Raw genomic sequence first — 19,529 nt, 5'->3', positions numbered from 1 at the left:
TGCCCGGGGACGCCCCCGCGTCAAAGGTGAAAGGGTGTTGCGGGAGGGGATTTTGTGGTAGGTTGGCCGGATGGCCGAGGTGCTCTCCACATTCCAACTGAAACAGGGCGACAGCGCTCCGGAATTCTCGCTCCCGGACGCATGGGGGAAGATTGTTTCCCGGGCTGAAACGGCGGGGAAAAGGGGACTACTGGTGATCTTTGCCTGCAACCATTGCCCGTTCGTCATCCACCTTGCGGATGCGGTGGGTTCCCTCGCGGAGGAGATTTCCGCGGAAGGGGTCGGCACGGTGGCCATCAATTCCAATGATCTGGCGAACTACCCCCAGGATGGGCCGGAATTCATGAAGACCTTCGCTCCTGAACACGGGTGGAAGTTCCCTTACCTGCTGGACGAAAGCCAGGACGTCGCGCGTGCCTATGGTGCGGCTTGCACGCCGGACTTTTTCCTTTTCGATGGGGGAGGGCGGTTGTTCTACGCCGGGCAGTTCGATGACACCCGCCCGAAGAAAGGACAGGAGGCGCATGGAGGGGATCTCCGCGAGGCGGTCCGGCGGATGCTGGCGGGGGAGTCCGCGATGGAGCGGCCGTATCCGAGCAGCGGTTGCAACATCAAGTGGAAGGAAGGAACCCGCCCGGTCTGGTGGAATGCGGGTGATGGTGGCGGGTTGTCTTGACCGTGAGGAACTCCGGAGTCCACGCTCCGCCGTGCGTTCGATCTTGATCACAGGCGGAAATGGCGGGCTGGGGCTCGGCATCGCACGTTACTTTCTCCAGAAGGACGGGGAATGCCGTATCTGGCTGGGTGTGCGGGCGAACCGTGATGCCGCGGATCTCCTGGCCGCGGAGTTTCCGGAGCGTTGCCGGACCGTGGCCCTGGAGGTGACGGACGCCACCGCATGGAAGGACGCCGTGGATGCCATCACGGCGGAAACGGGCCGGATCGACGTGCTGGTGAACAACGCCGGCATGCACCGGGACCACCTGCTGGCGGCCATGCCGGACGAAGCGTGGCACGGCGTCATTTCCTCGAATCTGGATTCCGTTTTCCTCGGCTGCCGGGCCGTGGTCACCCCGATGATGCGGCAGCGTTCCGGGAGGATCATCAACATCGCATCCCTCAGCGCGTTGCTGCCGCCCCTGGGGCAGACGAACTATGCGGCGGCGAAGGCGGGCGTGGTCGCCCTGACCCGCACGCTGGCGAAGGAAACCGCCCGCGCGGGAATTACGGTGAACGCCGTACTTCCCGGATACGTGGAGACGGAGGCGCTCGGCGGCATGGACGACGACGCGAAGAAGCAGGCGAAGGCGGGCATCCCGATGCGCCGGTTCGGAAAGCCGGAGGAGGTGGCCGCGGCCGTCTTTTTCCTGGCATCCGCGGAGGCATCTTATGTCACCGGAGCTTCGCTGAAGATCGACGGTGGAATTTTCTGAAAGATCATCCAAAATATACGACATGCAAGGCGCTGAACTGCGGCAGAAGATCAAGGAAGTGATGGTGGAGGAGCTGATGCTCGACTACGCCCCGGAGGAGATCGGCGACAAAACGTCGATCTTCGGAAACCATGGACTTGGGCTGGATTCCGTGGATGCCCTGCAACTGGTGGTGGCCCTGGAGAAACACTTCGGCCTGAAGATCGGGAACTCATCGGAGGCAAAGGGAATCCTGGAAAGCGTCGAAACGATCGCGGTGGAGATTGAGAAAGCCGCGTGAAGGCGGCCCTGATTTTCCTGCTGAAGCTGGCTTTGACGGTCGCCTGCCTTTGGTGGGCGTTTTCCGGGATCGATGGCAAGGGGACGATCCTCGCCCGGCCCGGTGACATCCACTACGGATGGTTGTCCGTCGGGGTGGGCATAGCCGGAATTTCCATGGTGTTGTCCGCCCTCCGCTGGTGGGTGCTCATGAGGGTGCTGGACATCCGCGTGGGGATTGCGAGGACCATCGAGCTGACGATGATCGGAAATCTTCTCAGTCTTTTTTCGATAGGCAGCTTGGGAGGGGATGCTGCCAAGGTGATCCTGCTGAACCGCGACCATCCGGGGAAAAAGCTGCCGGTCACGATGAGCGTGCTGATCGACCACATGGCGGGGATGGTTTCGATCGGGCTTCTGTTCTTCTTCATGTCGGTGCGTGGGTTCGAGGAACTCACCAGCCGGGAGGTATTGGGCGCGCAGGGCGAGAATATCCTCCGGCTGGCGTGGCTGTATATCGGCGGAGGATTCCTGTTGGTGGCGCTGTTTTTCCTCTGCGCCAGTCCCCCGTTGCACCGGCGGATCCATGCGAACGGCCGGATGGACCGCTGGCCGATCATGAGGCGGATTCCGGAGATCTACGATACTTACCGGAGGAATTGGAAACTCACCCTGGCCGGGCTGGGATTCTCCATGCTGATGATGCTGACCTACTTCGCCTCATTCTGGTGCGGACTGCGCGCGGTGGGCGGAGAGGCGGCGCTGGGACCTTTCATGACCGCCATGCCGGTGATCGATGGCCTCAGCTCGATCCCGGTGTCGATCAGCGGCATCGGCATCCGGGAAAACCTGTTCATGATGCTGATGCCGGCATTGGCGGATGTTTCGAAGGACATCGCGCGGGATTCATCACTGGCTGGCTTTGCCTGCAACGTCTTATGGGCGGTGCTGGGGGCGTTGTTCTTCCTGAAGAGGCGGGACAGGATCTCCGTGAAGGAAATGAAGGAAGTCTGACGGACGGCGGTGCCCCTCAGCGGGTGAGGTAGCGGAGGCGATAGAATGTGCCCGGAGCCGTTGTGGGAAGACGGACGGTGAGGGTCTCGATGCCGCCGGAGTCCACGTTGCGGTTGAGGATGGTGGCGGCGGCGGAGTCGATCTCGATGGAGACCGGCCAGTTGGTGAGGTCGGATGATTGCTCGATGAAAAACCTCACCGCATCAACCGCGGCGAAAGGCCGGCGGAGAGTGATGGAGTCCGTGCCAGCTCCACGGGTGATGAGGGGTGCGGTCGGTTGGTCGGCGGGTGGGGTCGCTGTCGCGTAGTGCAGCAACGCTTTCATTCCGCCGGGGGCCGGGGACGCCGCGCTGGCGAATTGGTGGGACGACAGCCACGAAGCAAAAGAGGCGGCATCCGGGGCGTCCGGGGTGCCGTGGAAGGCGGAAGAAGCCCGCCAACTGTAGGCGGAATCTGCCTGCAGGGTATGGTGGATGCGGACGAGCGAGGGACCGTCGCCATCAGGCGAGGTGGGCCATGGCGGGACGTCGGCGTAGGTGAGGCTCTCGATGATGGAATTGTCAGCGGCCCGCAGTTCGATGGTTTCACCGCTGTTGGCGAGGTTTCCGTCCCATACTCCCGCCACCTTCGGGATCTGGCCGTAGAGGGCGCGGAATACGCCGAGGTTTTTGACCGCCACGATGCGGGCTCCCGGTTGGAGCAGGACCGATGGGAAGGCAAAGGTGATGCCGGTGGTGATGCGGACGCCCGTGAGATCGACGATGGAGGAGGATGGGTTGTGGACTTCGATGAAGTCACGGGTGTCGAGGCCGTCGTCAGGATTGTAGTGGAGTTCGGAGAAGTAGAGGTTTCCCGGTGCGGCGGGGACGGGAGGATGGGTGAAGGTGGCCTCGGTCAGGGTGCTCCACTCGCCGGTGGTGTTGTGCCTGACCCGTGCCTTCACCATGACGGAAGCACTGTCGAGGGGGATGGATCCGGTGTAGGCAACCGCTGTTCCTCCGGAGGGATCCGTGCCATCCAGGGTGTAGAAAATGCCCGTCGATGCGGGGCCGGTGATGGTCAGGCTGGAGCCGGGGGGAACCACTCCGCCGGACAGGGAGAACACCGGGGCGGTGACATCAGTGCTGGGAAAGAGGGCATAGCCGCGGGAGGTGCCGCGCAGCAGGGTGATGAAGCTGTTGGGCCTGCTCACCAGCGTCCCCGAGGAGTTCGTAGGATTGAAGAACACGTTGCAGCCGCTTTCCCAGTTGGCGACCGTCCGCGGCACGTATCCCGCGGTTCCACGGGTCTCACCGTAGGAGTCCCCCCAGCGGGCGGACTCCGCGAGCATCGCCGGGGCCAGCACCGCCCGCATGGCGGTCCAGCGGGCGGTGGAGGCGGAGGCGGTGAGCGCGCCGCTGCCGAAAAGATTCCGCTGCACCCGGTCGCCGAAGCGGCGGAGGTAGTTCGGGTTCTGGACCAACTGGAGGTGGAGCCAGCGCGGGTTGAAATAGACCAGCGTGGCTCCGGCCACGGGATGCTTTCCGTCGGTGGTCAGATGGCCGGTCACGTCGGTGCCGCCGAAGGTGTCCTCGAAATCATGGGCGACGAAACGGAACCCGGCGGAGCCATCCCGCGGGCGGAAGCAGAAGAAATTCTTCGGCACGTTCTTGTCCCCCGGGTTCACCGGTCCGTCGGTGTTGCTGGCGAACATGTTCAGGATCATGTAGTCGATCAGGTTGTCGATCTCGACCAGCGGCTTGAGGGTGGCGGAGGGCGTTCCGTCCGGGTTGCGGCCCTGCACGGCGTAGTAGGCGGCATCGCTGGAGAAGCCCGCCGTGGCGGCGTTGAAAAGCTGGGTCCATGCAACGGCGTCACCGTCCGCGGCCTCCACCCGGTGGGGAAGGGTGTAGGTCTTGATGATGTCGTATTCTTCCTTTTCCCCGCCGAAGTAGGAGGCGGCCCACGCGTTGTCAGCGCGCTCCTGCGTCGCGTAGATGCCCCAGTACTGGCCGTTGATGTAGAGGTGGACGTAGCGGCTGCGGGCATGCGGGTGGCCCATCGCCCCCTGGGTGGCACGCGACCATTCGTCCTGCATGTAGTTGGCTGCGGTCGAGCCGGAGGTATGCCATGACTTGCTGCCCTGGGTGGTGCGCAGGTCGATGCGGTCGAACTCGGCGGCACCGTCGCCGTCGAAGAGCGGGTAGTTGAGTTTCCCTTCCCCGTATTCACTGCGGAAGTAGAAGTGGAAACTGTGCTTCGGGTTGGAGTCATCCCGGCTCACTCCGCCCCGCATCCTCATACCGCAGTCGATCTGGAAAGCGCTGGTCCCGTCCGGCCGGATCATCTCCATGGAGGTGGGGCGCTCCCATTCCTTTTCCCGGCCATAGGCGTTCACATAGATGCCGGTGAGCGGATCGAAGAAATGTTTGCGGTCCGTCACCAGGGAGAAGGTCGGCAGGCTGCGGAGGGCGGCTTTCAATTCCTCCGCCTTTGCCGGGCTGTTGATCACCTCCGGGTCCATCCCGTAGTCCAGCATCTGGCCGTTGACGGAGTTCGTCGGCCAACCTTCGGGCGGCAGGCCGTTGGCGGATTGCGTCACCAGATCGTCCGGAAAAAGGTAGGTATGGGTGACGGCGGGCGACGGCAGATAGCCCGCCTTGAACGCGACGGCGCGGACCACCGAGGAGGTCGGGATGCTGATCGTTCCCGAAGGAAAAGCGGAGGCGTCCGCCGCCGTGATCAGCGTGCCGTTGGTCGCGGTCGGCAGGGAGCCGTCCAGGGTGTAGGAGATGCTCGCTCCGGCCAGGGGAGCTTCCAGGGTGAGGCTCTGCGGGGAGGTGAAAAATCCACGCTGCATGGAGAACGCCGGATTGGCCGCGAACGACACATAACCCTCCGCCGGGTTCGCCGCTCCGGGAGTCGGTGGGGAAAGGTAGCCACGAGACTGGTAGTCACCCCATACACCATAGGACGCGCCTTTCCGCTGGGCGGGATAGTTCGTGTATTCGCTGGCGATGGAATTGTCCGGCCGGACGAGCGCGAGTTGTCCCCCGGCATCCGCGGAAAGCTTGAAGTTGGCGTGCAGTTCCGGGCCGGTGCGGTTCTTGTCGGAAGCGAACACCACCAGATGTCCGAAGGGGGGGAGGACGGTCCCTGCCGGGATGGTCCATGATGTCTTGTCGTCCCTCAACTTCCACCCTCCGAGATCCACTGGGTCTGGATCCGCGTTGAAAATCTCCAGCCAGTCGGAATCGTCGCCGTCCTCATCTTCCAGCGCGCCATTGTTGGAGGCCACGAATTCGCTGATCATCACCCCGGAGATTCCGAGCAACTTGAGGGGGAACTCCTGCACCGCTGGCGCGCCGTTGGAATCGTCGGCCCACACCTTCATCAGGAAAGAGCCGGTGAGTCCGGCGGGAGGTGTGCCGCTGACGGTGGCGGTGCCGTTGTGGTTGTCCGTGAGTGAAAGCCAACCGGGAAGTTCCACCGGAGAGAAACCCACCGTCCCTCCGGAAGTCGAGGTTGCTCCGAAAGTGGAGGAGTAGGGAGAGCCAGACCGGGCGTAGGCGGCGGGAGCGCCGGTGAAGTCCACCAGCGAATAACCTCTCAGGGAAAAGTCATCGAAATCCGCACCGATGGTGGCGGATGTTCCCTCGCTCCTCACGCGGAACCCGAAGAAGGAACCGGTGAGGGGCGTGTCATCGTCGAACGCGTGGATCGACTGGTTCGCGTTCTGGGAGACGATGATCCGCAGCCTGAGGACGGGTCCGTCGTAGGTTCCTTCGACCGACAGTTTGAACGGGGTTGCCGGATCCAGTGTGAAGGCGAGTGCCTCATTGTTGATGAAGAAAACATTTGTTGTGCCCACCTGCACGAGGCGCAGCCTGCTGGTGGCCGGACGCACATCGACCAGGTAGTAGGGAGAAGTGCCGCTGAAGCCCGCCGCCGCACCGAGAAAGCCAAAGCCGCAGGAGTTCGTTCCCCCCGTTCCGGTGACACCGGAGATCGACGTCTCCATCCGGAAGCCGTCCGGAAAAGCGGGGGCTTCGACCGAGCTGCCGGAGGACGTTCCGTTCCCGCTGATGGCACCGCGATATTTCCCGCCCGTGTGGGTCCATCCGGAGCCTCCGGAGAAAACGCTGGAGCCGGAATCAAAGTTCTCCGTGAACGGGATGGCCACCGGTGCGGCCGTGGCCACGGTGAACAGGCATCCGGCGAGGGCACACCGGAACGCGGACCGTATGGACGGCCCGGGGGAGGGTTTTACCATCCCTCCGTTATTGGTCCGAAAGTTTCCGAATCAAGGGGAAAGTGAATTTGCCGGTCGGGGTGATTTGTGGAAGATCGGCGCATGGCACACGTTCCCGGTCTCCTCAGCCCCTATGACCGCACCGGTGGGATGGTCTATTTCCCCCGCATGCTTTCCAAGATCCGGCTGCATGCGGAAGGAAAACTGCCGCAGGACTACGTCGACTTTCTGGGGGCGAAGGAAAACACCTTCGACTGGCGCTGCTCGCTGTTCCTCGGAGTGGACTACGGCGCGGTGGTGGAGAGAACCCTTCAGGGCGGCAGTGATGAGGACGTGCTGGAATGGGTGTTCCTGAACGGCCGGCGACCCACTCCCCAGGACATCGATCTCTGGAACGGCTTCATGACAAAGAGAGGCTGGAAGGACGAGGCGAGCGACCGCCTGAGGTTCCGCTGCGAGGAAGCCGGGTTCGGCCCGGAGGCGGGAATCGAGACCATGTTCCAGTTCCTGGATGCGGACGAGGGGCGGTGAGTTTCGGGCAACAGCCGTCCCCACGCATCCGGTGTGCGACTCCGGCGGGGTTGAATGCAATTTTTGAAATGTGGTGATGCGCGCCACGTATTCCGGGTGTGCGCAACATCCTGCTACCCGCTATTGCTTCGCTTGCCATCCTGATTTCAGGTCCTCTCTCCGCCGCTCCGGAGGGTTTCGGAACAGATACCCCGGGAGGCGTCGGAGGGAAGGTGGTGAAGGTCACCACCCTTGCCGATTCCGGCCCCGGCTCGCTTAGGGACGCACTCCAGAATGTGAAGGAGCCGCGTCTGGTCGTGTTCGAAGTGGCGGGCTACATCGACCTTGAGAGGGATCTCTCGATCCACAGCCCGTTCGTGACCATCGCCGGGCAGACCGCCCCGTCACCGGGTATCTCCCTCCGCAATGCGACCTTGCGCATCCGCACGCATGACGTGGTGGTGGAGCACATCCGCATGCGCGTGGGGAACAAGCCGGGCAAGGAGTCGATGGAGGACCGCGACGGCATCCAGCTCGTGGGCGAGGACAAGGTTCCCGCAGGCCAGTTTCCTGATCCAAAGGTCTACAACGTGGTGATCCGCCATTGCTCGGTCGCTTGGTCCACGGACGAGGGGATCTCGACCTATTTCAAGGGCATCAGGGACGTCACCATCAGCGACTGCATCATCGCGGAGGCGCTGGACAAGGCGGGCCATCCGAAGGGCGGGCACTCGATGGGGCTGCTCGTCGGCGACCACACGCAGAACGTGACCATCCTGAGGAATCTCTTCGCCCACAACCGCTACCGGAACCCGGTCGTGAAGGGGAACACCAGTTCCATCGTGGCGAACAATGTGATGTATGACATCGGCAGCAACGCGCTGCACAGCTATGGCGCGGGTGAGGGGCTGCCGACGAAACTGACTGCCGTGGCGAACGTGCTGCTGGAAAGCCCCACCCGGGCGAGGGAGACCAAGGGCAGGAGCAAGGTGGTGAATTTCTACTCCGACAAGACCACGAAAAACGGCTGGACCAACGAGGGGAGCCAGATTTTCGTGAGCGGCAACCTGGTGCCGGAAGGCAGTGTCGAGGCGGCGAAGCTCCTCGACTATGATGTCTTCGTGAAGGAAGCGCCGGTGAAGATCGACGGCCTGCGGATCATCCCGGTGAACGAGGTGAAGGATGCGGTTCTGGCGAATGTGGGTGCCCGTCCGAAGGACAGGGATCCCGTGGACGAACGCATCATCCGGCAGGTGAAGGAAGGCACCGGACGCATCCCGGACACCCAGGAGGATGTGGGTGGCTGGCCGGAACTGAAACAGGCGGAGCGCAAGCTGGAGGTGCCGGAGAATGGCCGTGCGGAGTGGCTTGCGAAGTTCTAAAGAAGCCGCATGAGATTTGCCGCGGTCCTCTGCCTGGGTTGGGTCACTGTTTCCGCCGCATGGGCGAAGCCGATGAACATCGTCCTGCTCTACGCGGACGACTGGCGGCATGACTCGCTCGGCGTGGCGGGAAATCCGGTGCTGAAAACACCCGTGCTGGACACGCTCTCCGCAAAGGGTGTGCGCTTCACGGAGAACCGTGTGACCACCGCGATCTGCGGGGTGAGCCGCGCCACCCTGCTGACCGGCCAGTGGATGTCCCGGCACGGCAATGAGGCATTCCAGATGTTCCGCACGCCTTGGGAACAGACGTTCCCCGGTGTGCTGCGGGAGAGCGGCTACCATCTCGGCCATGTGGGGAAATGGCACTGCGGGAAATTCCCGGCGAAGCGGTTTGATTTCGCGCGCGCCTATTCCGGCAAACACTGGATGAAGGACGAACAGGGGAATGACATCCATGTGACCGCGAAGAACGAAAAGGACTCACTGGAGTTCCTGCGCGGAAGGCCGAAGGACAAACCCTTCTGCCTCACCGTCGCATTCTTCGCCACCCATGCGGAGGACGCGAACCCGGAACAGTTCCTGCCGCAGAAGGAGAGCATGGGCCTGTATGCGGATCAGGTGATTCCCGTGCCGCCGAACATGACGGATGAATCCTTCCGCAGGCTGCCGCCCTTCATCGCGAATGAAAAAAATGAGGGCCGCGTCCGCTGGCACTGGCGATTCGACGAGCCGGAGAAATACCAGCGGATGATGAGGAACTACTACCGCATGGCCTCCGAGGTGGACGCCACCTGTGGGCGTATCCTTGAGGAACTGGACCGCCAGAACGTGCGCGGGGAGACGCTGGTGATCTTCACCACGGACAACGGATTTTTCCACGGCGAGCATGGCCTGGCGGACAAATGGTATCCGCACCAGGAAAGCATCCGTGTCCCTCTCATCGTGGATGATCCGCGCATGGGTGCGGCGGTCCGTGGAAAGACCAACGTCGCGCTGACACTCAATGTCGATCTCGCTCCCACCATCCTGTCCGCCGCCGGAGCGGAGGTTCCTGAAGGCATGCAGGGCAGGGACATGGCCCCGCTCTACCTTTCGTCCGATCCGGTGGATTGGCGTTCGGAATACTTCTACGAACACGCGACGATCCGGAACACCGACTTCATCCCCGCGTCACAGGCGCTGGTGCGGAAGGACTGGAAGTACTTCCACTGGCCGGACTTCCGGAAAGAGCAGCTCTTCGACCTCACCAACGATCCCCGCGAGGAAAATGACCTCGCGGGGGACCCGGCCCAAGCGGGGCGGCTCGCGGAAATGCGGGAGCGCTTCCGCGAGCTGCGTGAAGCGGCGAAGTGACCCGGATCAGGCGTCGCCGAGGCGCGCCTTCGTACGGTCGATCTCCTCGGACAGCGCGCCCCACCGCGAGTAGCTGGTCTCCAGCGCGGATCCCACCTTCGCGACGTCATTGGTCGCATTGCGGAAAGCGGTCGGATCGCCGCTGACGGCGGGGTCGGAGAGTTTCTCGGTGAGCTTGGCCTGCTCGCTTTCCAGCTCCGCGATCTTGATCTCAAGGGCTTCGAATTCCGTTTCGAGCGGCTTGAGGACCTTGGAGCGCAGTTCGCGTGCCTCGGCTTCCTGTCGGCGTTGTTCCTTGCGGTTCACGCCGGGCTGGGACGCTGGTGGTTGCGAGGCTGCAGCAGCGGCCTCCACCTTCGGCAGGACCGTTGGCGCTGCCTTTGCGGCGGCGGCTCCGGCTTTTGCCGCGGAGAGTTCGAGCGCCTTGTCCTCGGCTGCCTTTTCGATGTAGTAGGTGATGTTGCCGACGTAGGTCTTCGGCGGCTTGCCGGGACGGAACTCCAGCGTCTTCGTCACCACCGGGTCGAGGAAGTCGCGGTTGTGGGAGACGATCAGCACGCTGCCGGGATAGTCGGCGAGGGCGCGCTTGAGGACGTCCTGCGATTGCATGTCGAGGTGGTTCGTCGGCTCGTCGAGGATCAGGAAGTTCGCCGGGCGCAGGAGCATGCAGACCAGTGCGACGCGGGAGCGCTCACCACCGGAAAGGACGCCGACTTTCTTGAAGACGTCGTCACCGCGGAAGAGGAAGCAGCCCAGCAGGTTCCGGGCGTGGGGCATGGACTCGCGGGATGCGGCGGCCTCCACCGTCTCCAGCACCGTGCGGTCAGGGTCCAGTTCGTCCGCGTGGTTCTGGGAGAAGAAGGACGTCGCCACCTTGTGGCCGAAGGTATGCTCGCCGGAGTCCGGTGCTTCCTGCCCGGTGATCAGGCGGCAGAAGGTGGACTTGCCCGCGCCGTTCGGACCCACCACGGCGAACTTCTCGCCCTTGTTGATCTCGAAATCATAGCCGCTGAAAATCTGCAGCGGGCCGTAGGCCTTTGAGACGCCTTCCAGCTTCGCCACCATGTGGCCGGAGTTCGGCGGTGGCGGGAAGCGGAAGTTCATCACCGCGTCCGCTTGCTCGGGAGCCGGGATGCGTTCGATCTTCGCCAGCATCTTCACCCGCGACTGCACCAGCGTCGCTTTGTTGGCGGACGCACGGAAGCGGTCGATGAAGCGCTGGATCTCCGCGATCTCACGCTGCTGGGCGGTGTATTGCTTGAGCTGGATTTCCTTCCGCAGCACGGACTCGCGCTCGAAGTAGGAGAAGTTCCCGGCGTATTCCTCCGCACGGCCGTGGGCGAAGGCGATTGTGCGCGTACAGAGCGTGTCCAGCAGGCCGCGGTCGTGGGAGATCAGCATGATCGCTCCCGGGTAGTTGATCAGGTACTGCTCCACCCAGAGCTGGGTGTCGATGTCCAGGTGGTTCGTCGGCTCATCCAGCAGCAGGACTTCCGGCTCCTGGAGGAACAGCTTCGCCATCGCGATCCGCATCTGCCAGCCGCCGGAAAACTCCGCGCAGTCGCGGGTGAAATCCTTCGTCTGGAAGCCGAGGCCCTTCAGCACGGACTCGATCCGCGGCTTCATGCGGTCCGGGTCCATCGTATCCAGCCGGATCTCCAGGTCGCCGATTTCCTCCAGCAGGTCACCGTAGGGGGAGGAACGTGGGTCGAGCGTTTCCAGCTCCGCGGAAAGGCGCTCGATCTTCTCCTTCATGGCCACGGCCTCGCTGAAGGCGGACTCGGTTTCCTTCCACAGGGTGATGCCCTTCACGTGGATGCCCTCCTGCGGCAGGTAGCCGATGCGGGTGCCCTTCGGCGCGTTGATCTGGCCGCCGGATGGCTTGATGATCCCGGCGATGCATTTCATCAGCGTCGATTTCCCCGCACCGTTGTGCCCGGCGAAGGCGATGCGCTCCCGCGGCTGCACCGAAAAGCCGAGGTCGCTGAAAAGGACGCGGGCGCCATACTCGACGCGCAGGGATTGGACGGAAATCATCGGGGGCGCAGGGTGCATGAACCTGCGCCGGGGTCAAGCCCCGGAGGCGGGTCAGAAGTCTTCGCCAGCGACCGGAACAACGCGGATCTGGCCGGAGTCCGCACCTTTCAAGTCCCTGGGATAAACCGCGTTCCCCAGGGAATGGAGCACGGTCGCTCCGCCGTGGATCTCCTCCCGCTGGATCACATGGGGATGGGAACCGGCGATGACAGCGGCTCCCCGCGCGATGAGCCACCGCGCCCAGCGCCGCTGTTCGTCATTCACCTTTGTGGAGTATTCGTCACCTCCATGCAGCAGGATGATGATCCTCGCGCCCGCCTTTCTGGAGGCGCGTAGGGACTCCTCCAGCAGACGCGAATGATGGGGGAGCATCGCGATGCCCGGTGAATCCGGCCCCGCCGCACCGTCGCCGACGATGGATACCCCGTAGAGCGCGATTTTGGTGCCGTAGGGTTCGATCATCCGCGGCATGCACGCCTCGCGCTCATCCGCTCCGGCACCGACGAACGGAAAACGTCGCTCGCGGAGGGCTCGCATCCCCTCCAGCAGACCATCCAGTCCGGCATCCAGAGCGTGGTTGTTCGCCAGGGAGATCGCGGAAAAATTGTGCTTCTTGAGCAAGGCGATCTTCTCCGGGGCGAAGCGGAAGTCGTAGCGGGGCTTGGCCGCAGGTTCGAGCATCGACGGGATGCCCTCGAGATTGCCGAAGAAGAGATCGAAATCCCGCCGTCCGAAATCCGGATGAAACACCGGATCGTCACCGGCGAGAACGACGTCACCCGCGAACGCCACCCGGAGAGGATAGCTGTTGCGTGGCGTCAGCAGGGAGAACTGTGGGCGGTCGCTCAACAGCTTTCCCAGAGGAAGGATCTCCGGCTTGCCGCCCAGATGGTGCATCACCAGGTCACTCCCGTCGAGCTGCCCCGCGGGCGGACGATCCTCCCACAGCGCGGCCACGTGGGAGCCGAAGTCGATGGCGATGCCGCGACGGACTTCCGCCGGAGTGATGGCGGTCTGCGCTTCGATGACGGTTTTTCCAACCTTTACCGCCAACTGCCGCCGGAGCCTGCCCGGATCCCCCCACGCGAGGGGAACGCCATTCCTCCGCCACGCGTAGATCAGCAGGTTCGCGCAATCGCTGCCCCATCCGGTTTCCACACCGGTCAGGTCGTCCTTTGCCAATCCGGCGATGCCGAAAACGTAGGGCATCCCCAGGCATTCCGAAAGCGCACCGTGGAAGCCTTCCCTGTTGCGGATGCGGATGGTGGTGATGCCGGCGGGGAGCCAACCGGACGGCGTTTCATATTCCGCGGTGATCCGGAAGGAACCGCCGGTCGCTGTCCTCCAAGATGCGGGATCGAGCAGGAAATCTTCCGCGGCATCCAGGCTGACGCTCACCTCATGGATGTGGCGGGCGGCGTTTCCGGAGAAGCCCTTGCCGAGACCGGTTTGTGGCAGCAGGTCGTAAGCGTCGGATACGGGGCGCAGCAACTGCCAGCGGACCCTGCCCGTCGCGTCTCCGGGTGGGCTTAGCCGGAGGATCGGTTCCTGGCCGATGGGAAAACGCCAGACGCCATCGATGTCGATCTCGCCCGCGGTGGGGGCGATGGTTGCGGGACGCGGGAAATCCTCCCCGGACCATTCCCGCTTCCGGTCCGTGATGCGTGCGGCGGGGTGCATCAATGCCAGCTCCGCGGTGATCTGCGCGGGGGCGGTGCCGAGATCCCAGCGGGGAACCGGCCTGCCATCCTGACGGAGTTCAGCCGCGTTCAGGGAATCATCCGGTCGGTCATCCACGGAGGCATCCCACTCGAGGGTGGCACCACGGGTGTGGCGAACCGCCCGCAGCGCCATCCGGACGAGGTGTGAGGCCTGCCCGTCGTCCTTCAGCCACGGACGGGAAATCGCGAAGGCGACCCCGCGGAGATCCGGCAGGGTCATTGCGTGTTTCCAAATCCCTGCGAAATTTTCCTCTGCCTCCGCTGCATCCATCTCCGCGAAGGTGTCGAGGTCGATGGCCAGGATCACCGGCTTCGGTCCCGGCTGCCATGTGGCGAAATCCCCGAGGACGGAGGTCTGCCAGCGTTCCGCGAAAGAACCGGAAGATCTCGGTTCCACCTCCAGCCTGCCATCGAGCGAGGCAACCGCTCCGCTGTTCAGCGTTTGCGGATCACCGGCGGCGGTCGGGAAAAACCACCGGACGCGGTCGAGCGGTCGCGGCATCAGCGGCTCGATCCAGTTGAATGCCTGCAGGCGGTGTTCCTTTCGCCATTTCTCGACCGTCCCCGCACGGCTCGCCAGATCCGGCACCCTCCGGAGCTGCTCGCGCATTTCCTCCGATCGCTCCGCGGCGGACGCATCTGAGTGCGCGTCGATCAGCACCAGGGTGAACGCGTCATCCGGATCGAACGTGCGGGTGATCCAGCCGAACGTCTCCGCATGATTGTCCGCGATGAAAACCGGGAGAGCCCGGGCCAGCGGCAGACACAGGACCCCCAGTGCCGCCAGGCTAGCGGGCAGGCTGGATCTTCGGTGCTTTGTCCAGGGCGACATGGAGGCGGAGGCCGGTGACGCAGAGATCTTCGTGGCGGGAGCCCTTCCATACATTCTGGAAGGTCAGCTTCACCGTGTTCACCGGTTTGTTGTAGCCGGTCACGGGAAACTCGAACAGCTCCGGGGAGTCCGGAATCTCCACGGTGAACTGATGCTCCTCGTTGAGTTCGATGAGGATCTCTCTGGGCCGCGCGTTGGCTTTGAAAAGGTCATCTTCTTTCACATAGCCGGGGATGATGCTGATGGCGGTCAGGGGTTTTGGCACCTGGGGCTTAACCTCCAGCCATTCACCGATGCCAGGCCCTTTGGCGCCCTCACTCCAAGCGTCTTCGCTCCAGAGGTTCTTCAGGTTGCCGGCGGAGTAGTTCGTGTCCCCGCTGGCCGGGAGGGTGGAACTGGCGGCGATGGTGTAGTTCGTATGGGCCATCGACCATTTTTCCGCCCGCTGGATGTAGTCGGCGAGAGGTTCCTCATACTTTCCCGGGTTGGCGGCGGACCGCATGTAGGAGCGTTCCTCCGGAGTCGCCTCCACTTCGAAGTCATCCGCCAGCGTGGGTTCCAGGTCTTTGAAATCCCAAACCCAGGTGTCGCCGTCCTTCTTGAAGCGGTTCGCGGGTTTCAGTACTTTCAGGTCTTCCGCAGGAATCCCGTCCGGTTTGAGGGTGATCTTTCCGTTGCCGATGGTTCCGGCCCATACGGCGGCGGATGACAGACGGTATTTGAAAATGGAGGCGGTCCTGTGGGAGTCATCACTCACGCTCCAGTCTTCCGAGACATAGCCGCTGCGGAACCGGATGGAGACGGGGATTTCCTGATCCGGTTCGAACGTGATTTCAGACACCAACCAACCGGCGATGCCCTTGAACCGCTCGTCCTCGGACTGCTTTTCCTCGCCCTGCCATTTCGCCGTGATCTTCTTGTCGCGCGCGGTGATCACGTAGTCCTGGCAATACTTCGGGGTGACCTGTGCCTTGTTCCCTTCCGGATGGGCGGTCCTCTCCTCGTCGATCATGTCGTTGTCGAACACCTCCTCCACCGGGAAGCCGAAGCGCACCTTGACCTTCTCCTTCGTCTGGTTCCTGAGGAGGTAGTGGATCTCCACCTTGGCTTCCTCCTTGCCGAATCCGATGTTGAGCTTCTCATCCACCATGCGGATGTTGCCCGTCGCCTGCGGCTCGAAGGTGGTGAGGTCACCGGCATGGGTGATGCCGCCACGCAGGTATCCGCCGCCATTTGCCAGCAGCGGAGCGGTCGATGTGAGGAGCAGGGAAAGGACAGCCCATGGTTTCATCGATGGCACTCTCCACCGGATCTCTTCGCGGATCAATTTCGGAAAGTTTGATTGAGGTAAGTTTTTATCAAATGCAAAAAACATACAAAGGTAGTTGACGGACGGTTTTTCGCTGGATGAGAGTCAGCGGCACCACCTCCATGAAGATCTCCCGTTTCCTGATGTTCATCCCCGCCGCGTTCCTGGTGCCCTCGGTGGCATCCGCTCAGACCACCCCGGAAGCTCCGGAACTGGGGGAGATCACGGTGAGTGCCAGCAGGCTCGGGGAAAGCGCGTCCGATCTGGCGCAGCCGGTCACCGTGCTGGAAGGGAGGGACCTTCTCCTCAACCTTGAGGCAACCCTCGGCGAAACGCTGGCGACGCAGCCCGGCGTCCGTTCGACCTACTTCGGCCCGGCGTCCAGCCGCCCGGTGATCCGTGGCCTGGACGGCGACCGCATCCGGGTGCTGCAGAACGGCCTCAACACCATCGATGCCTCCGCGACGAGCTTCGACCATGCGGTGAGCTTCGATCCGGTGAGCGTCTCGAAGATCGAGGTCGTCCGCGGCCCGGCGACCGTGCTTTTCGGGCCGAATGCCATCGGCGGCGTGGTGAATGTCACGGACAACCGCATCCCGTCCGAGAGGATCGGCGAATGGGTGAGGGGCAGCGTGGGCACCCGTGCCAGCTCCGCGGACAACGGCATCGCATCGGACTTCGAACTGGAGGGCGGCGTCGGCGGGTTCGCGTGGCACCTGGAAGGTTACAAACGGAACATCGAGGAACTGGAGATTCCCGGCTACGCCCGCTCGAAGCGTTTCCGTGACGCGAATCCGGGTGCCCCGGAAAACGATGAACGCGGAACGCTGGAAAACAGTTGGTTCAACACGGAAGGCTTCTCCGCGGGGGCGTCCTATGTCTGGGATGGCGGCTACTTCGGCCTGGCCTACTCCGGTTTTGACACGGACTACGGTTCACCGGTGGAGAAGGAAGTGAGCATCGACATGCGCCAGCGCCGCTGGGATTTCCACGGGGCGTTCTATGAGCCGCTCCAGGGCATCCGGGAGATCAAGTACCGCTTCGCCACCTCCAACTACGAACACACCGAGTTCGAAGGACCGGATCCGGGGACGACCTTCACCAACGATGGCTATGATGGCCGGGTCGAGCTTTCCCATGAGAAATGGGGACCGCTGCAAGGCACCTTCGGTTATCAGGTCCAGCGCAGCGACTTCGAGGCGGTGGGCGATGAAAAGTTCCTCCCGCATGTGCTGACGCACGGGCACTCCGCTTTCCTCTTCGAGGAGATGGAGCTTTCGGATCACTGGAGGTTGGAGGGCGGCCTCCGTTACGACCATACCAACGCGAAGGCGAGCGCGGATGTGGACTTCGGCCCGGACCGGGAAAGGAACTTCGACACCCTGAGCGGATCGCTCGGGATCGTCTTCACGCCGAACGACAACTACAAGGTCGCCCTTTCCGCCTCATGGACGGAGCGCGCGCCGACCTATCAGGAACTCTATGCCGGTGGCCCCCATGTCGCGACGGGTGCCTTCGAAGTGGGTGATGACGGACTCCGCACGGAGAAGTCGCTCGGCTTCGATCTTTCCTTCCGCAAGGTCACCGGCAGCGTGACCGGAGCGGTGACCGTGTTCTACAACCGCTTCAACGACTACATCGGCCTGTTCCCGACGGGTGGTGTTTCGCTCGGCGGTCTGCCCATCTACGCCTACCAGGCGACGGATGCGGAGTTCTTCGGCGCGGAGGTGGAGACCACCTTCCATCTGCTGGGACCGGTGATTGCCGGAGAGACCGCGGAGGACCACCTGAATGTGGATCTGCGCGCCGACTATGTGCAGGCCAACGACCGGAAAACGGGCGACCCCCTGCCACGCATCTCCCCCTTCCATGCCAGTGCCGCACTGGACTACAAAAAGGGTGCCTTCGGGGCACGTCTTGAAAGCGTGTTCTCCGCCCACCAGGCGGAAACGGCGGACAACGAGCTGCCCACGGACAGCTACGTGATGTTCAACGCCGTCCTCAGCTACACGATCACCAGCGGTCCGGTGACCACTGACCTTTACATCAAGGGGGTGAACCTCACCGATGAGGAGGCGCGCGAGCACACCTCATTCCTCAAGGACAGTGTTCCGCTCCATGGCCGCGGCGTGGTGGCCGGCGTGAAGGTGAATTTCTGATTGGAACCGTTGCCTGGTTGGCTGGTGGCGGGGCATCGCGGATCGCGGTGCCCCGTTTTCCATTGTCAAGCGGCGAAGGTGTCCCAGCTTTTCAGGAACGCCTCCACCTCCTGGAGCACCGCCTCGCAGCGCTTGTCCCACTTCTTCGCGCTGCGGAGGATCAGCACGCATTCGCGCAGGCCTGTAAAGCGGATCTCTTCCGCGCCGTGGCTGCGCAGTTCCTCCAGCTCCGTGCGGAGTTTCTCGAAAAATGCCAGCTCGTAGCCGGTGCCGGCCTCCATGGCCGCATGGACCAGAGAGATGGTCAGCGGTGGCGCCAGCGGCTGCAGGTGCTCCGCGATGTGGTGGCAGCCGATCTTCACCAGCATCTTGCGCACCTTTTCGAACAGGTCATGCAGGTGCAGCAACCGCAGCTTGCACGCCTCCTCCAGGTATTGGGTGATCCCGCTGCGGATCTCCGTGACAAACGGGAAATCATTCTGGTCCGCCGCCTTCGCCGCGCGGATGATGGCGTCATCCAGCCACGCGGGATCGTAGTCGAACACCTGGTGGCGTCCGATTTGGATGGCTGGGCGGTTGCCAATGAATGAAATCACGGGGAGGAAGCTGTCGTGGTCAGGGAGAGGGGGTGAGAGGTTGGGTGGATGCGGGGGTGAATGTCAGAGGGGGAGACGGCGTTGCATGGTGTCACGTGTCGCGCGACGGGAGAGGGACTGGATTTCCTGGATGAACTCGTTCACATCCTCGAACTGGCGGTAGACCGAAACGTAGCGCACGTAGGCCACGGGATCGATCTGGTGCAGCTTGTCCATCACCTTGGAACCGATGATGTGGGACGGCACCTCGCTCACGTGGTCCTTGTGCAGGTCGGTCAGGATCTCCTCCACGGCGCGGTCCAGCCGGTCCATGGAAACGGGGCGCTTTTCGCAGGCTTTGATCAGGCCACCCATCAGCTTCTCGCGGTTGAGGGCTTCGCGGGTGCCGTCGCGTTTCACGACCCGCAGCTCCGTCCGTTCGATCTGTTCGTAGGTCGTGTAGCGGTAGGTGCAGTTCAGGCACTCGCGGCGGCGGCGGATCGACGTGCCATCCTTCGACGACCGGGAGTCGAGGACTTTGTCTTTGAGAGAACCGCATTGAACGCAACGCATGGAGTACCGGAAGCAACGGGCCGATAATATGACAAGATGTGGTAGGGTCAAACCGAAAACTACGGCTGATTTAGTAGTGGGTCCGGATAGTACGGAGGGCCGTACTAATCCGTTAAAATTTTCCACCCACCCGATTGAT

At 63.0% G+C, this 19,529-nt stretch carries 14 protein-coding genes; 8 read left to right on the top strand and 6 right to left on the bottom strand.

Annotation, left to right across the window (positions count from 1 at the left end; all coding sequences use genetic code 11):
• The first annotated feature begins 70 nt into the window (after window positions 1-70).
• The 4 genes from OVA24_RS19725 to OVA24_RS19710 are packed head-to-tail and all read left to right on the top strand — an operon-like array spanning window position 71 to window position 2,705.
• Window positions 71-676: a thioredoxin family protein gene (locus OVA24_RS19725; RefSeq protein ID WP_267671860.1), complete on the top strand. Its 606-nt coding sequence runs from the start codon at window positions 71-73 to the stop codon at window positions 674-676.
• 31 nt (window positions 677-707) lie between these two features.
• Window positions 708-1,433 (top strand): SDR family oxidoreductase, encoded by a 726-nt coding sequence (locus OVA24_RS19720; RefSeq protein WP_267671859.1) that lies wholly within the window; start codon window positions 708-710, stop codon window positions 1,431-1,433.
• Between the two features lie 22 nt (window positions 1,434-1,455).
• Window positions 1,456-1,713 carry an ApeE family acyl carrier protein gene (locus OVA24_RS19715; RefSeq protein ID WP_267671858.1) on the top strand — a complete coding sequence of 86 codons (258 nt, stop codon included), beginning with the start codon at window positions 1,456-1,458 and terminating at the stop codon, window positions 1,711-1,713.
• Window positions 1,710-2,705: a lysylphosphatidylglycerol synthase transmembrane domain-containing protein gene (locus tag OVA24_RS19710; protein ID WP_267671857.1), complete on the top strand. Its 996-nt coding sequence runs from the start codon at window positions 1,710-1,712 to the stop codon at window positions 2,703-2,705. Before OVA24_RS19715 ends, OVA24_RS19710 begins: the two co-directional genes overlap by 4 nt.
• Window positions 2,706-2,721: 16 nt before the next feature.
• On the opposite strand, the gene OVA24_RS19705 is transcribed toward OVA24_RS19710, so the two are convergent.
• Window positions 2,722-6,885 (bottom strand): lamin tail domain-containing protein, encoded by a 4,164-nt coding sequence (locus tag OVA24_RS19705; RefSeq protein WP_267671856.1) that lies wholly within the window; start codon window positions 6,883-6,885, stop codon window positions 2,722-2,724.
• 153 nt (window positions 6,886-7,038) lie between these two features.
• Between OVA24_RS19705 and OVA24_RS19700 the strand changes: the two genes are divergently transcribed.
• The 3 genes from OVA24_RS19700 to OVA24_RS19690 all read left to right on the top strand — a co-directional run bounded on the left by OVA24_RS19700 (window position 7,039) and on the right by OVA24_RS19690 (window position 10,184).
• A complete protein-coding gene (locus OVA24_RS19700) occupies window positions 7,039-7,467 on the top strand; it encodes a DUF5069 domain-containing protein (protein ID WP_267671855.1) in 429 nt (142 codons plus the stop codon).
• A 98-nt stretch (window positions 7,468-7,565) separates the two neighbouring features.
• Complete coding sequence (locus OVA24_RS19695; RefSeq protein ID WP_267671854.1) at window positions 7,566-8,828, top strand: hypothetical protein; 1,263 nt, start codon at window positions 7,566-7,568, stop codon at window positions 8,826-8,828.
• A gap of 9 nt (window positions 8,829-8,837) precedes the next feature.
• Window positions 8,838-10,184 (top strand): sulfatase family protein, encoded by a 1,347-nt coding sequence (locus OVA24_RS19690; protein WP_267671853.1) that lies wholly within the window; start codon window positions 8,838-8,840, stop codon window positions 10,182-10,184.
• Window positions 10,185-10,190: 6 nt separating this feature from the next.
• Here the strand turns inward: OVA24_RS19690 and OVA24_RS19685 are convergent, their stop codons facing one another.
• From OVA24_RS19685 to OVA24_RS19670, 3 genes are read right to left on the bottom strand one after another with little or no spacing between them, the layout of a single operon-like run.
• On the bottom strand, window positions 10,191-12,221 hold the full coding sequence (locus tag OVA24_RS19685; protein WP_324287875.1) for an ABC-F family ATP-binding cassette domain-containing protein: 2,031 nt from the start codon (window positions 12,219-12,221) through the stop codon (window positions 10,191-10,193).
• A gap of 51 nt (window positions 12,222-12,272) precedes the next feature.
• Window positions 12,273-14,774 (bottom strand): CapA family protein, encoded by a 2,502-nt coding sequence (locus OVA24_RS19675; protein WP_267671852.1) that lies wholly within the window; start codon window positions 14,772-14,774, stop codon window positions 12,273-12,275.
• Complete coding sequence (locus tag OVA24_RS19670) at window positions 14,731-16,065, bottom strand: NADase-type glycan-binding domain-containing protein (protein ID WP_267671851.1); 1,335 nt, start codon at window positions 16,063-16,065, stop codon at window positions 14,731-14,733. Before OVA24_RS19670 ends, OVA24_RS19675 begins: the two co-directional genes overlap by 44 nt.
• Window positions 16,066-16,181: 116 nt before the next feature.
• Between OVA24_RS19670 and OVA24_RS19665 the strand changes: the two genes are divergently transcribed.
• Entirely contained in the window at window positions 16,182-18,242 is a 2,061-nt protein-coding gene (locus OVA24_RS19665) for a TonB-dependent receptor (RefSeq protein WP_267671850.1), read from the top strand.
• Window positions 18,243-18,307: 65 nt separating this feature from the next.
• Here OVA24_RS19665 and OVA24_RS19660 read toward each other — a convergent pair whose 3' ends face one another.
• Together OVA24_RS19660 and nrdR are read right to left on the bottom strand one after the other, a co-directional pair.
• The gene (locus OVA24_RS19660; protein WP_267671849.1) at window positions 18,308-18,838 is read right to left on the bottom strand and encodes a hypothetical protein; all 531 of its coding nucleotides are present in this window, start codon (window positions 18,836-18,838) and stop codon (window positions 18,308-18,310) included.
• Window positions 18,839-18,901: 63 nt separating this feature from the next.
• Entirely contained in the window at window positions 18,902-19,390 is a 489-nt protein-coding gene (gene nrdR / locus OVA24_RS19655) for a transcriptional regulator NrdR (protein WP_267671848.1), read from the bottom strand.
• Window positions 19,391-19,529: the final 139 nt, after the last annotated feature.

This window comes from Luteolibacter sp. SL250 (assembly GCF_026625605.1).
In the GTDB taxonomy this organism is placed as follows: Bacteria; Verrucomicrobiota; Verrucomicrobiia; order Verrucomicrobiales; family Akkermansiaceae; genus Luteolibacter.
The sequence above is the reverse complement of the archived record's forward strand: the minus strand, read 5'-3'. Positions and strand labels throughout refer to the sequence as shown.